Source organism: Paenibacillus sp. FSL P2-0121 (assembly GCF_037975345.1).
In the GTDB taxonomy this organism is placed as follows: Bacteria; Bacillota; Bacilli; order Paenibacillales; family Paenibacillaceae; genus Paenibacillus_AQ; species Paenibacillus_AQ odorifer.
In genome coordinates this window covers 2,685,762-2,700,077 of the sequence record NZ_CP150245.1, presented here as the reverse complement: position 1 = coordinate 2,700,077, position 14,316 = coordinate 2,685,762, and the positions used below count along the sequence as shown (strand labels likewise).

At 42.9% G+C, this 14,316-nt stretch carries 9 protein-coding genes; 1 reads left to right on the top strand and 8 read right to left on the bottom strand.

Features of this window, described 5'->3' with window-relative positions; genetic code table 11:
• Positions 1–35: 35 nt before the first annotated feature.
• The 6 genes from MKY54_RS11715 to MKY54_RS11690 form a co-directional block, all read right to left on the bottom strand.
• Positions 36–1,379, bottom strand: a complete 1,344-nt coding sequence (locus MKY54_RS11715; RefSeq protein ID WP_036689741.1) for a glycoside hydrolase family 30 beta sandwich domain-containing protein — start codon at positions 1,377–1,379, stop codon at positions 36–38.
• A gap of 63 nt (positions 1,380–1,442) precedes the next feature.
• Complete coding sequence (locus MKY54_RS11710; RefSeq protein ID WP_038569996.1) at positions 1,443–3,080, bottom strand: sugar ABC transporter substrate-binding protein; 1,638 nt, start codon at positions 3,078–3,080, stop codon at positions 1,443–1,445.
• Between the two features lie 55 nt (positions 3,081–3,135).
• Positions 3,136–4,023, bottom strand: coding sequence for a carbohydrate ABC transporter permease (locus tag MKY54_RS11705; RefSeq protein WP_036689738.1), 888 nt, complete (start codon positions 4,021–4,023; stop codon positions 3,136–3,138).
• Between the two features lie 14 nt (positions 4,024–4,037).
• Positions 4,038–4,979 carry an ABC transporter permease subunit gene (locus tag MKY54_RS11700; RefSeq protein ID WP_036689816.1) on the bottom strand — a complete coding sequence of 314 codons (942 nt, stop codon included), beginning with the start codon at positions 4,977–4,979 and terminating at the stop codon, positions 4,038–4,040.
• Between the two features lie 179 nt (positions 4,980–5,158).
• Positions 5,159–6,166, bottom strand: a complete 1,008-nt coding sequence (locus MKY54_RS11695; protein ID WP_036689737.1) for a LacI family DNA-binding transcriptional regulator — start codon at positions 6,164–6,166, stop codon at positions 5,159–5,161.
• Positions 6,167–6,337: 171 nt separating this feature from the next.
• On the bottom strand, positions 6,338–7,240 hold the full coding sequence (locus MKY54_RS11690) for an ArsR family transcriptional regulator (protein ID WP_248547998.1): 903 nt from the start codon (positions 7,238–7,240) through the stop codon (positions 6,338–6,340).
• A 150-nt stretch (positions 7,241–7,390) separates the two neighbouring features.
• Between MKY54_RS11690 and MKY54_RS11685 the strand changes: the two genes are divergently transcribed.
• The gene (locus MKY54_RS11685) at positions 7,391–8,896 is read left to right on the top strand and encodes an alpha-N-arabinofuranosidase (RefSeq protein WP_076100772.1); all 1,506 of its coding nucleotides are present in this window, start codon (positions 7,391–7,393) and stop codon (positions 8,894–8,896) included.
• 72 nt (positions 8,897–8,968) lie between these two features.
• Here the strand turns inward: MKY54_RS11685 and MKY54_RS11680 are convergent, their stop codons facing one another.
• On the bottom strand, positions 8,969–11,350 hold the full coding sequence (locus MKY54_RS11680; protein WP_339190553.1) for an alpha-L-arabinofuranosidase C-terminal domain-containing protein: 2,382 nt from the start codon (positions 11,348–11,350) through the stop codon (positions 8,969–8,971).
• 170 nt (positions 11,351–11,520) lie between these two features.
• Complete coding sequence (locus MKY54_RS11675; protein ID WP_339190552.1) at positions 11,521–14,187, bottom strand: family 78 glycoside hydrolase catalytic domain; 2,667 nt, start codon at positions 14,185–14,187, stop codon at positions 11,521–11,523.
• Positions 14,188–14,316: the final 129 nt, after the last annotated feature.

The following is a 14,316-nucleotide window of genomic DNA, read 5'->3' as shown; positions in this document are numbered from 1 at the left end:
TCAAGATTCGAGTGCTTCTGAGCTACGTCCTCTAATTATTTTATCAAAATGGATAAAGCACTTTTTGACGCCAAACGGAAAGATAATTCATCCGCTCCCGGCAAGTTCAAAGCCACATTCTCAGCCTTTTCACTATCGTTGAACAGAACAACTGCAATAGAGTTATCTGTATTCTTAAAAGCTACGGAACGAATCACTTCTTGATTGGTGGAGGCGTCAATGCGCACAGCCTTCGGACGAATAAATTTACTGAAATGGGCCAGCGCATAATAGTCGAGTGTATACGTAAGCTCCTTGGTCTCTTGGTTGACTGTCACAACACCACGACAAGTACTTTTGCCAAAACCCGGTACGGTTGGGCCGTTCTTTTCATCTAAGGCCATATTCCATAACACAAAGGATTTACTATGATTTCTAAGAATATCAATCCCTGTTCTCATTACATTGGAGAAGGCTTGTTCAAACGGAGGAATCCATTCTCCACCAGAACCTTCTGTAAAATGCACTTCTTTATCAGCAAAAGCTTTCAGAACCTCTGATTGCGCTGACGCATTGCCACCATACCAGTGCCAAGCTACACCATCCACTTCATCTTTTGCATAATCGAGCACGGTTAACGGATAATCTGGACGATCCCAGTTGTGGTCGTAGCAGAGAATTTTTGTAGCGATGTTATGCTTAACAAAGCTCGGCTTCAGGTAGTTTTTAATGAAATCTTTTTGCGCCTCAGGCAACATTAACATACTAGGGTAGTGTTTGGGTTCAAATAAAGGCTCGTTCTGTGGTGTTACAGCATAAGTTGGCAATCCGTGCCCTTCAAAAGCTTGAATATATCGAACAAAATAATCGGCATAAGCCTGATAATATTCTTGTTTAAGTTCTCCAGCAATCATCGATCCGCTAGTCTTCATCCAACCTGGTGCACTCCATGGAGAAGCCATCAGTTTGATCTCAGGGTTAATTTCCAGAGCTTGTTGCAACAAAGGGATAATGTCTGCTTCATCATGTGCGATAGAGAAGTGGGTTAATTCCGTATCCGTTTCCTGTGCAGGTCTATCGTCATAGCTATAAATATCTCTAGCATAATCCGATGCCCCCATTGGATTTCTTAATACGGACAAACCAATTCCATCTTGTGCGTCAAAAAGCTTGCTCATGACTTCCTTTTTCTGTTCGTTGTCCAGGACTTGATTAATCAAATAAGCGGATGAATCCGTAAAGGATGCTCCAAAGCCATCCATTTCCTGAAAGGTTTGATTCTCGTCAATAGTTACAGTAGTGGTCGCCTCTGCGTCAGCAATTGGAGTTAATTGTTGCAGACTTTGCTCTACAAACAATGTATTCTCCCCGGTGGATTGATATATTTTAAGCTCTGGCATGTTGTTTCCCTCCATTTTTCTATGAAGAGGCCCCAGTGAAGGGGCCACATTCTATTATCTAACTTATTTAAGGCCTAATTTTTCTTTGTTGTTTTTCATTTTTTCAGAACGAACTTCTACAATCTTATCCCAGTTGTTATCATTCAAAAATGTTTTGTAAGCAGCCAAGGTGCTGTCGAATGTAGCATCGTCTTTAGCGCGGATCATACTTACAAGCGTAGTGTTCCAAGTAGTATCAATTGCAGTAAGACTGCGAGCTTCAGGCGTTCCTTGAGCCGGGTTAATATTTTCAAGAATAAAGTGTGGTTTTAGCTTTCCTTTGCCCCACTCTTGCATTTGTTTAATGGAATCTGCGAATGCGTCATTACTCAGCGCTTTATCACGGTCATGTCCAAAGAACATAAATTCGCCCATCCGGTAATCTTTTTTGAATTTATCGGCATTATTTAATTGCAGGTCTTTGATTTCAGGCAAGAATTCAATTTTACCGCTGTCATTAACTTTATAGGTCTCTCCTTCAATACCGTAGTTCATGAGCTTTTGTCCTTCGTCGCTGAGCAAATAAGTGTAAATTTGAATCGCTTTTGCAGGATCCTTAGCCTTTTTAGTAACATAGCTAATCATCCAACCTGTAATTCCGGATTGATTCAACGTTGGTTCATGTCCAACAGTACTTTGTGGGCCATCAATAGCGATATATTCCTTGCCTGGATTTTCTGTCATGAAGATTTGCAGGTTACCACTTTGTTGAGGGGTTCCATCCAAAAGTATTGTTGCATATTTACCAGATTTCACTTTTTCTTCAAAGGCAGTACCGTCATCAGCAAAGCTGTCATCACTGATGTCACCATTTCTGTAGACTTCATTTAACGTTTTCAACCAAGTCAAGTAATCCTCATCTAGGTTACGGTTGTAGAACTCGCCATTTTCAGTTTCCATCGGCACTCCGATGAAATCCTCCAATACATCTCCCAAAGAACCAGTGCCTGAACCAATGGAGTTAAAACCAAAAGGAATCATGTCCGGGAATTGTTTTTTGATTTGTTGCATAACGCTCTTGAATTCCTCAGGAGTTCCAAAGCTTGGTTTTCCAATGGCTTCGTAAACATCCTTGCGGATGACAAAGGCTGTTTTAGCAGGGATGTTACCGCTATCATAATCGTTTTGCGTATTGGAATAGTTAGGGTATCCATAGGTCTTGCCATCTGCTAACTGGAACCAGTTCATCGTATCTTTTTCTGCAACTTTATTGAAATACGGATCATATTTATCTGCCAGATCATTTAAAGGCAATGCCCAGGTAGCAGCTTTTTGTACGACTGGAGAGTTGGAATCAAAAATAGTCAACAGATCTGGCATTTCACCGCCGGCAAAAATCGTATTCAGCTTAGTGTCATCGCCTGTAATGAATTTAATGTTGATGTTTAAATCCTCTTTAATTTTCTTGGTGACAAGGTCTTTTCCGAAATCAGTATTCCACCAGTCTGCATTCACGTACCAAGTCAGATCTGTTGTCTCTTTTTTTGTATCCAGCTTCCATGCCGGTGTTTCCGGATCTATAGTATAACGGCCTTCAATGGAGCTTAACTCTTTACTGGAGCTGTCAGAATTACCTTTCGATCCACAACCTGTAAATACTAATACAACAGCCATAAGTGCCGTACAAAGTTTGAGTCCTTTTTTCCCAAATGCTTTGTTCATCTTTTGTTTCCCCCTAAAATGTTTTGTAAGCATTCACTACTTGGAGATTTACTTACTATTCCTTCACCGCCCCCATCATCATGCCTGAGATAAAGTACCTCTGTAATATTGGATACATCACAACAATCGGCAAAGTTGTAATGACAATTGTTGCTAGTTGAACCCCTTTAGTCGTAGTTTCGATAATCGCAGATCCACCAACATTTTGCATGGATTGTGTTTGCGACTGAACAATGATTTCATAGAGCTTCATCTGCAGCGGGTACAGCGATTGATCGGTAATATATAACTTGGTAGTCATAAAGTCGTTCCACTGCCCAACCCCGTTAAATAACGCAATGGTGGCCATAGCCGGCATGGAAAGAGGGATAAAGATTTTCAGGAAAATGCGCCAGTCACCTGCACCATCAATTTTGGCTGACTCTTCAAGTGAATCCGGTACATTTCTGAAGAAGTTCATTAGAATAACTACATCATAATAACTGAACAAGGCCGGGATAATATAAACCCAGAAGCTGTTTAAGAGGCCTAATGATTTAATCAATAAATACGTAGGGATCATTCCACCAGAGAAAAACATAGTGATTACACCCATGGCAACATACAGCTTACGTCCACGTATGTATTTCTTACTCAAGCCATAACCGATCATGGCACAAAAGAATACGTGGGTAATGACACCAATAAATGTTTTGGCAAGCGATACTACGAATGCTAAACCAATGGTCTCATCTTGAAATACAGCACGATAATTTTCCAAGGAGAACTCTGGAGACCAAAATATGAATCCGCCTTCCGCAAGCGCCTTGCCCGAGCTTAAAGAGGATATGACTACATTCCATAAAGGAACGACAATAATGATTGTACAAATACAGAGCAGGATAATATTTAAGGTATTAAAGATTCGACTATCGAGATCTTCTTTAGCCACCGTACGATTCACAGAAATGCCTCCTTCTACAGAACTGATTGATTATCATTTAATTTACTGGATACTTTGTTGGCGCTAATCAGTAGGATGACTGAAACGATGGAGACACCTAAACCAACAGCAGTAGCATAAGAGAAGTCACCTTGCGTCATACCCATACGATACACATAAGAATTAATGACCTCCGCCTTAACGCGGTTCTGAGAATTCATCAATACCAGGGTTTGATCCAGATTTGATCCTAATAAACCGCTTACAGTGAGAATCAGATTTAAACTGATAATCGGTTTCATGTTAGGAAGCGTGATATTCCAAATTTGTCTCATACGGCTTGCGCCATCTATTTTGGCAGCCTCATAATAAGTAGGATCAATTTTCGACATAATGGCTAAGTAGAGAATCGTTCCCCAACCAGCCTCTTTCCAAATATCGGATAACGTTGCAATCCACCAGTATTTATTCGCATCAAGCAAAATATTTACCGGTTTCGAAATCAGTCCCAAACTGAGCATAATCTCATTAAACATACCGGATGAGGAAAACCAGGCAATCAGCATCCCGCCGAGAACGATCCAGGACAAAAAGTGTGGTAAATAAGAGATGGTTTGCACTATCTTTTTAAAGCGTCCACCACTTAATTCGTAAATCATAACGGATAAAATAATAGGAATAACAAACCCTATGGCTAATTTCAGAAAGCTGATCCCTAATGTATTGACTACAGCGTCCCAAAAATATTTATCAGATAAAATAATTCTGAAATTATCGAGCCCTACCCAAGGTGCAGAATCGAGTGTATCAATTACGGTGTAGCTTTTAAAAGCAATCGTCAATCCGTAAATCGGAATAAAACAAAAGATAATCATAAAAATAATTCCCGGGATGACCATGGATTGAATTTCCCATTGTCTCTTATAATCAATTACAAATTCTTTGACCCTCTGCCCCATAGGCTTTTTCCCGCTCATTGGATTCTTTCCGTTTGTTGGCACTACGGCTAATTTATCCACTTTTTCTTCTCCCCTCCAAATCATGATCCCCAAACAATAAAAACGTTTTTATTTTTTTGAAAAAAAAACCCTCCCAAAACAACAAAATTTTAAAAAATGATCGGGTGAAATCTTGAACCCATTACATATATGTGTTCTTACCGACCAATCTTTACTTGACTAGAACCTCTTACGACTAATTCACCCGCCAATTTCATCATCTCGCCCTGTTCCTTCTTCTGGATCATGCGAACTAGGTGATTAATAGCCAAAATACCCTGTCTAGCAATTTGATTTCTTACAGTAGTTAAAGGCGGTGAGAAATACTGCGCAATATCAATATCATCAAACCCCATAACGCTAACATCTAGCGGAACTTCGTATCCATGCGATTTCAAAGCTTGAATACATCCAATTGCACTCAAGTCGTTCCCTGCTAAGAAGGCATCAGGTATTTTATCAGGACTATAGTGAAGGAAAGATTTTATAGCGTTGTAAGTGCTTTCTTCTTCAAAATATCCTTGTATAATATACTCTTCATGCGTGGGTAGCTGATACTGACGCAAAGCAGCTAAGTATCCTTCTCTCCGCTGAACACTGTCGTACATCTCATCTACACCAGATATGTAAGCAATCTTTTTATGCCCTAGACTGATTAAATATTTGGTCGCTTCAAACCCCGCTTCAAAGGAATCAAAAATCACGCTTCCCATCGTGTCGTTCTTAAGCGGCCGATCCAGAAATACAGCCTTGATCTTGTCTTTCACCATTGCGGCAATTTCTTCTTCGTCTATTCTCAGCTCTTCGTAGATAATGACACCATCCACTCGCCGGCCTAGAATATTGCTCATAATCACTTGTTTATCCTTGGTAACAAATACATTCAGCCCGTAACCTAGCCGATCACATTCACGCGACATGGACTCAACCAGCTTATAGAAGTATGGACCCGACACACTTGTTGTGAAAAAACCCAGCATTTTGGTTTTCCCGTTCCTAAGGAGCTTACCGTTCAGGTTAGGAACATAATTTAATCGCTTCGCAACCTTAAGAACATGTGATTTCGTCTCCGGGTTCAATACATCTACGTCATTTAACGCGTTGGAAACCGTAGAAATGGAGACTCCAGCCTCTCTGGCAACATCTTTGATCGTTACCTTTTCCATAATGATTCAATCTTCCTTTACGAATAAAAACGTTTTTATAGATTTAAATTAACATAAAAACGTTTTCATTACAATATATTTTTTATTTTTATTTTATCAGAGGTAATAATTGGTACACAAGCTTAAATTTTCTACAGAATCTTATAAAACTCCTTACCTGCAAACTCGAAATCATTCGTAATACACTCTAAACATAATGTCTTGCTCGTAATTCCCAAACCCACGGCCATATATGGTTAGTCCGCCTCTTCTCCGTCCGCTATTCTCTGCTGTTAAACGAAAGGTCCACTGATCCTGCTCTACTCGTACATCTTTCAGGGTAATATCTGAAATTTGCTGCCCATCCACAAAGGTTCCACCTGCATTAATCCGCAGAACCTTCAGCAAACCATATTGGTTAACATCTGAACGCCACCAAATGGGATTTAATCGTCCTCTAGTAAGGCCAAAGTCGCCCGGACTAGTCCATTTCCCTAAATCCTGTCCATTCATCATAAAGCCAATATCCGACGGCCACTTCTCATTTACATGTGGAGCTTCGGAACCTATTTCCAGCGAAATCTCAATCTCCTGCACCACTTGATCTTGAAATAGATAATTTGGAATCTTGTACTCGATAGAACCTTTCGCAAACCATACTATGCCGGCATTCACCCGTTCCGGGTCCAGAAAATAACGCGGATCATCATAATAGCCGATCAGCTTCTCAGTAGTAGCAATCCCGCAGGTAGGTAAAGCCTGAATATCGGTATATTGCCCTACAGGGATAGACACCTCAACCACCTTTCTGGCAACTCCACGGGAGCCCGATAATTTAATCTGCAGGTAATTCGCAGACAAAGAACAATATTTATAGGTTCCTCCATTTACTCGTCTCATTTTAGAACTGATCAGGCCTGCTTTTTGCAGCTTTGCTACATGAGTACTAACAATTGCACTACTAAGATAGAGCTCCGCTGCCAGCTCTTTGATGTGCATCTCTCTGCGGTCCAGAAGTTCAATAATTCGCAGCCTAACTTCACTTGCCAGCGCTTCATACACCTGCAAGGATTCAGAATCTGTAGTTAAGTACATTCCAACGTCTCCTATGCTTATTGAATTAGCATTTTAACGAATCCTAAATTAATTCATTGCTTATTATAAGCGAAAATCAGTATCATGTAATCATAAAACAATTACTTAATTAGTGAAATCATTAATTCAACTAGAGGGAGCTGTACACTCATGCCGATTAAATCGACAATGATTATTGACAAAGATTTCAGACTAGCTGAAGTAGACCCGCGGATCTACGGCTCATTTATCGAACATTTAGGAAGAGCAGTTTACGGTGGGATTTATGACCCGGGTCACCCTACTGCGGATCAGAATGGTTTTCGGAACGATGCCATCGAAGCTATTCGTGCCCTAAACGTTCCTATCATCCGTTATCCTGGAGGAAACTTTGTATCCGGTTACAATTGGGAAGATGGGGTTGGACCCAAGCATGAACGCAAGCAATCTCTTGAACTAGCTTGGTGGACCACAGAAACCAATCAAGTGGGTACCAACGAATTTGCAGATTGGGCTAAGCTCGTAGGCAGCGAAGTCATGATGGCAGTTAACCTTGGAACACGCGGTATAGATGCAGCTAGAAATCTAGTAGAGTACTGCAATCATCCTTCCGGCTCCTACTACAGTGACCTGCGGATCTCTCATGGGTATAAAGAGCCTCACGCTTTTAAGACCTGGTGCCTCGGAAATGAAATGGATGGTCCGTGGCAGATTGGAGCTAAAACCGCAGTCGAATATGGCCGGTTAGCGAACGAAACTGCAAAAGCTATGCGCTGGGTCGATCCAACGCTTGAACTTGTGGCTTGTGGCAGCTCCGGCAGCGGCATGGACACTTTTGCCGAGTGGGAAGCTACCGTGCTTGATCTTTCTTATGATAATGTAGATTATTTATCACTGCATACGTACTACAATAACAACAATGACGATACGCCTAATTTCCTAGCCCGCTCCATGGATTTGGATCATTTCATCAGCAGTGTGGCTGCCACCTGTGATTATGTTCAAGCGAAGAAAAAGAGCAAAAAGAAAATTAATCTGTCACTGGATGAATGGAATGTATGGAAATCACAAGGCAGCAGCCGTGCCGAACAACACTGGCAGATCGCACCGCCAGAATTCGAAGATGTCTACACACTTGAAGATGCACTCGTTGTGGGCTGCTGTCTTATTTCATTGTTGAAGCATGCTGATCGTGTGAAAATGGCCTGCTTAGCGCAGCTGATCAATGTTATCGCCCCAATTATGACTGAAAATGGCGGACCGCTTTGGCTGCAGACTACTTATTATCCGTACCTGCATGCTTCCCTTTATGGTCGTGGAACCGTACTTCACCCGCTGATTTCCAGCCCTAAATACGATTCCAAAGATTTCACTGATGTGCCTTATTTGGAAGCCATTAGTGTATACAACGAGGAGCTGAATGAAGTAACCGTCTTTGCTGTAAACCGCCATTTATCCGAAGGACTAGAGCTCGACGTGGATCTGCGCAGCTTCAGTTCCGTAAACATCATTGAGCATATTGTACTGGAACATGAAGATATTAAAGCTGTAAACACCAAATCCAATCCACATAACGTGATGCCTAGCCAAGGCAAAGCCGTTGTTGAGGGTGGACATGTAAAGGCCCTTCTCGCAAAAGCTTCCTGGAATGTGATTCGTCTGCGGGTGAACGGCTAAGTTAACTTGTAATAGTCATAGAAATGCCCCCATGAATCTTTAATAAGCCATAGATTCATGGGGGCTTCTTCGTTATTTTATTCTGAAAATTGTCACGGATTGCTTCGGAAACTCATAACTAAAGCTGCTTCCTTCTGTCTTAAAGCTGGTTTGTTTCGGAGAGACCTGCTGCTTATTCTCGAAGTTATTTTCGTCCTCAAGCGGGTATCCCGACATTTCATAGACTTCGATGGTCAGTGCTTCTTTTGCCAAAGATTCCAGTGCAACCTCAGCAGAAACACTATTCTCTTGTACGTTTACTGTCTTGAGGATAATATCCCCCGTTAAGTCTTCCACACTTGCCGTGTAATACAGCGGTTCGATCACCGGAAGTTTATCTTCTGTCTCATTCACCAGTTCTCCGTTAATAAAAGTACGGATCTGTCTGCCCACTACTTCTAGCTTAAGATCGTATTCTACATCTGTTTCAACCGTAAACATAGCATGCGTCAGAACAGAATTTCTTCCGTTGATAATTGAGGCCACAATCGAATCCTGATTCTGCCAGCCACCCAGCTCCCAGTACAAATGATTCTGATCATCCGCTTTACCAAAATAGAAGATAAACCCTTTATTTCCTGCGGTTCGTCTAGCCTTAAAATGCAAAGTATAGTTTTCCCACTCTGTCTCACCAAGCTCTAGTGTCCGATTAGCCGTTTTGTTCTGAGCAGGGTCAGGCAGATTTGAAACTTCCTCTGATAAGTCAGAATACGTCTTCACTTCTCCCGTAAGATTGTTGACTAAGGTGATCTCGGAGAAACGAGCAGCAGAGGCATCCACACCGAAACTGACGGCTCCAGTGATCGCTTCCTTTCTGCTTTCCTTCGGTGCCGTGAAGCCATCTGCTTCCATCTTCAGCAAATGATCTCCCTGATGGTTCATAAATAGCTTTTGCACATAATAGTTTGCCGTTCCGTACACTTCATGATTATTGAACCAGATCATATCCGGCTTCCAGTTAATATAATCCACATTGCAGAGCATTGGAGCATAACAAGCTAAGCCAACGGCATGCGCATTATTTTGCAGACCTGTCATAAATGCTGCTTCCACCAATGCATTGTAATAGGTATTGCCCCATGAGGCATATTCACCGAGGAATACCTTTGGCTCATCGGCTTTGAAGTCATCATAACGATGATGATTAGCCAGGAACCATTCAGGTGTACAGTAATAATGCTCGTCTACGAGGTCAGACTTGTTCTCTTTTGCCGACGTCCAGCCCCGTTCATATTCCTGACCGGCAGAGAACGGACCGCTAGAATTAATGACCTTGATTTCCGGATATTTTGCTTTGATGGCTTGATGAAAGTAAGGATATCTCTCGAAAAAGGGTGCACCTACCTCTTCATTCCCAATGCCGACATACTCCAGCCCAAAAGGCTCAGGGTGACCCAGTTCTGCACGAATGCCTCCCCACTTCGTGGAAGAATCCCCCTTGGCGAATTCAATTAAATCCAAAGCATCCTCAATCCAAGGCGTTAATTCATCCAGCGGTACCATCCGTTTATGATGCGGGTCGTAGCCGCCCGGAAGTACGGGGATCGGCTTAGCTCCAATATCCTCACAGAACTGAAAATATTCATAATAACCTAACCCAAGCGTTTGATTATATGACCAGTTATTGCGTCTTGCCGGTCTCTGCGCAACATCCCCAATCGTATTCTTCCATCTGTACATGGAGTCTCTGTCATCTGGATCCAAGGAACCGTCATGCACCAGACATCCTCCTGGGAACCGCATAAACTTAGGTTTTAAATCAGCGAGCAGCAGCGAAATATCTTCACGCATGCCTCCAGGTCTATTCTTAAAGGTCTTCTCAGGAAACAGGGAAACCATATCCAGATATACCTTCCCGTTACCTTTGGTAACGATTACAAGACGACTGCTTGTGTCCGTGCTATTAGCTGTAATAACGGCTTCATATCGGGTCCATTCAGAGCTGCTTACGGCGATCTCCACTTCACCAAGAATGATGCCGTCTGTGCTTTCAATGTTTACGGTAAGCGGCACATCAAAGCTTGTCTCCCGGCGGGCATACACCGAGAAGTTATAATTCTCACCTTCTTTTACCGGAATACCACTGTTAAAGCCTAGATTCATCAGGCCAACGCCGTCACCTTCAGCCACAATATCGATGGCAACATAATGTTGGTTACGATCATTTAAGGGCTTGCTGTCTTCTACAGAGATATTTACCTTTCCATCTCCACGTTCTACAGGCTCCCAAGCCATCAGCGCATGATAATCTGCCCGGTCAATCGGGTCGAATTCAAAAGATCGGTTCTGAACTAGCTCAGCGTAAAGCCCACCATCGGCCGCATGATTCAAATCCTCGAAGAAAATACCGAATAGATCGCCTAACTCCGCCCCCCGCTGCTGCGTATGTATCGTCAATTTTCCTTCTGTCTTCATTCTTTTGTCTTCCTCCTTGTGAATTCCAATTTGATTTATATTTATATTACTTAGTTCATATCAATATAAATCATTATAATAACTCCTCTCTACATTCGTCAATTCGAAAACGAAAAACTGACACCGAATACCCCTCGATGTCAGTTCACACTAGGAAGCCCTAGTAAAGGTTATAAAGAATACGTAAATTGATAGCTGCCCGAACCTAATTGAAGTCTCACTCCGTTATCGACCAAGCTGATGCTGTGCACACCTCTGGACTGCTCCACAGGAACTTCATTTTCTAATAACCCTAGTTGATTGGCTCCAGGCAGAACGACAATACCGTTGGTATTGGCAGGAATCGTAACGTGAATCATCATTCCATTATCCTCTGATCGCCGCCACGCTGACTCTACTTTTCCGTACATGGTTTCAAGACTAGCTTCTGCGTAATCCAGACCGGGGCCTGGCTGTGGCTTGATATGAACGATTTTGAAACCAGGCTCTAACTCATCTGTTCCGATTCCTGCAACGTAACGATACAACCATTCACCTATTGCGCCATAGGCATAATGATTGAAGGAATTCATATCTGCACTCCAGAAGCTGCCGTCATCCTTGATCCCATCCCAATGCTCCCAAATCGTAGTCGCACCTTTCGTCACCTGATACAGCCAGGATGGATAATCCTTTTGAAAAAGAAGCTTATACGCGAGTTCATTATTTCCAATCTCGCTGAGCACAGGATTCAGATATGGTGTGCCCACGAATCCAGTAGTCAGATGATCCTTAGCTTCAGCAAGCAGCTCAGTGAGCTTCTGAATTGCACGTTCTTTGGCGACCCCTTCTATAAGATCGAAACGTAGGGCTAATATCTGTGCAGTCTGGGTAGAGACGGACAACCTTCCCGCAGGTGTTATGAACTCATCACTGAATGCTTTTATAATATTGGCGTGCAGCTCCCTATAATAGTCCACGTCCTCCGATTTTTCTAAGGCTATTGCCGCTTTTAAAGTAAGAGAAACGGAATAGGCATAAAAAGCGGTGGCGACATAATCCCGATCTGTAGCTCCCACATAGCTGTCTGGCTTGGAATCAAGCGCTAGCCAATCGCCGAAATGAAAGCCAGTATTCCACAGATAAGGGTTACTTCCCTGTGCATAGATATATGAAATCCATTGCTTCATGCTCTCGTATTGCTCTGCAAGCAGCCTTTTGTCGCCGTACATTTCATAGATTGTCCATGGACAGATCGTAGCTGCATCCCCCCAGGCTGCAGAAGAATGGTTAGTATCTCCGTCGCCAGGAGGCGCTGCTCTCAGCTCTGGAATAAAAAACGGAATGCCGCCCTCAGGGGTTTGGTCTGCCTTCAAATCCCGTAACCATTTCGTAAAGAAAGGTGCCGTATTCATCAAATAAGAGGCTGTTCGGACAAACATCTGAGCATCCCCCGTCCAGCCGAGCCGCTCATCACGCTGTGGACAATCAGTGGGCACATCGAGGAAATTCCCTTTTTGCCCCCACAGGATATTGTGATGCAGTTGATTCACAAGTGGATCTGAGCACTGAAAATCACCCGTACGTTCCATATTAGAGTGCATCACTATTCCTGTGAAATCCTCTAATTGAAGATCTGCTGAGAACCCACTAAGCTTCACATACCGAAAGCCTTGGAAGGTGAAGTGTGGTTCATACGTCTCTTGCTCCCCACCTTTCAGAGTATAGCGGATGCACTGTTTCGCTTTACGCATATTCTCCGTGTAGAAATTTCCGTCCCGGTCTAATATTTCAGCATGCTGAAGTTCTACCGCCTGACCAGATTGACCTTTTACATTAAATTTTAACCACCCTACCATGTTCTGGCCCATGTCCAGCACTCTATCTCCCTGCGGGGTAGTCAGCAGTGCAATCGGCTTCAAGGTTTCAACTTGTGTCACTGGCACATTTTCCTGTGCAACGATGATCGCTTTGGAATAATTAATAATCTCCACTGGATGCCAACCTTCTGATGAAGGATCGGTGATATCCAGCTCCAGCTGAGCATCATAGGTTTCACCATTATAAATTTCAGACATCATAATTGCGCTTTTTGCAGCCTGCCAATTCTGATCTGAGCTAATAAGCTCATTTGAACCGTCTGCGTACCGGATATGAAGCTCCAGCAGAAGTGAAGTCTTTGATCCATAAATCTCCTTTTGATTATCCCAGCCCAAATACCCTCTGTACCAGCCATTGCCCAACAGTGCGCCTAACGCATTCGCACCTTCATGCAGAAGCTTTGTGACATCATAAGTTTGATATTGCAGCCGCTTACTGTAACTGGTCCAGCCTGGAGTAAAATAATGATCTCCCACCCGACTTCCGTTCAGCTGCAGTTCATACAAGCCCAAAGCAGTAGCATAAATCCTTGCACTTTCCACTGGACCTTTTACATCCACGAATCTACGAAGCTGTGGGCAACTCTCAGAATCTTGTGAAAAAGAGGCTGTAGGAGCGCTGATCCACTCCGCCTGCCAATTCCCTGCATCTAATAGTCCGGTTTCAAAAAATGCAACCTCAGACCAACCCGAGTCCATTGCATTCTGATTCCATGCCCGAACCCGATAATAATAACGCGTGCGAGCTTCCAGCAGCAGACCTTCAAGCTCAACATGGATCGATTGAGAAGACTTTACTTCCTCTGTATCCCATAGCTTGCCTTGAAAAAGCATATTCTCCGCCACTTGAATTTGATAAGCAGACTGCATGCAGTCCCTGTCATCTGAAACTAACTGCCAACTGATTCTGGGTCTGATCACATCAATTCCTAGCGGATTTTCTTTGTACTCACAACGAAGCTTAGTGATTGCGAACATATAGATAAAACCTCCTTCTATAGCGACAAATTAGTCTTTGCCCTATAATTATAGCTGGGTTACCGCTTTCATCACCCGGTAAAAAGGACATCATATCCCTGCAATCATGCCATGAATCTGGAAGGGGCA

Coding starts and splice junctions, on each gene's coding strand:
- MKY54_RS11710 (WP_038569996.1), bottom strand. CDS start 3,080: ATGAACAAAGCATTTGGGAAAAAAGGACTCAAACTTTGTACGGCACTT.
- MKY54_RS11680 (WP_339190553.1), bottom strand. CDS start 11,350: ATGAAGACAGAAGGAAAATTGACGATACATACGCAGCAGCGGGGGGCG.
- MKY54_RS11685 (WP_076100772.1), top strand. CDS start 7,391: ATGCCGATTAAATCGACAATGATTATTGACAAAGATTTCAGACTAGCT.
- MKY54_RS11700 (WP_036689816.1), bottom strand. CDS start 4,979: ATGAGCGGGAAAAAGCCTATGGGGCAGAGGGTCAAAGAATTTGTAATT.
- MKY54_RS11695 (WP_036689737.1), bottom strand. CDS start 6,166: ATGGAAAAGGTAACGATCAAAGATGTTGCCAGAGAGGCTGGAGTCTCC.
- MKY54_RS11675 (WP_339190552.1), bottom strand. CDS start 14,187: ATGTTCGCAATCACTAAGCTTCGTTGTGAGTACAAAGAAAATCCGCTA.
- MKY54_RS11715 (WP_036689741.1), bottom strand. CDS start 1,379: ATGCCAGAGCTTAAAATATATCAATCCACCGGGGAGAATACATTGTTT.
- MKY54_RS11690 (WP_248547998.1), bottom strand. CDS start 7,240: ATGTACTTAACTACAGATTCTGAATCCTTGCAGGTGTATGAAGCGCTG.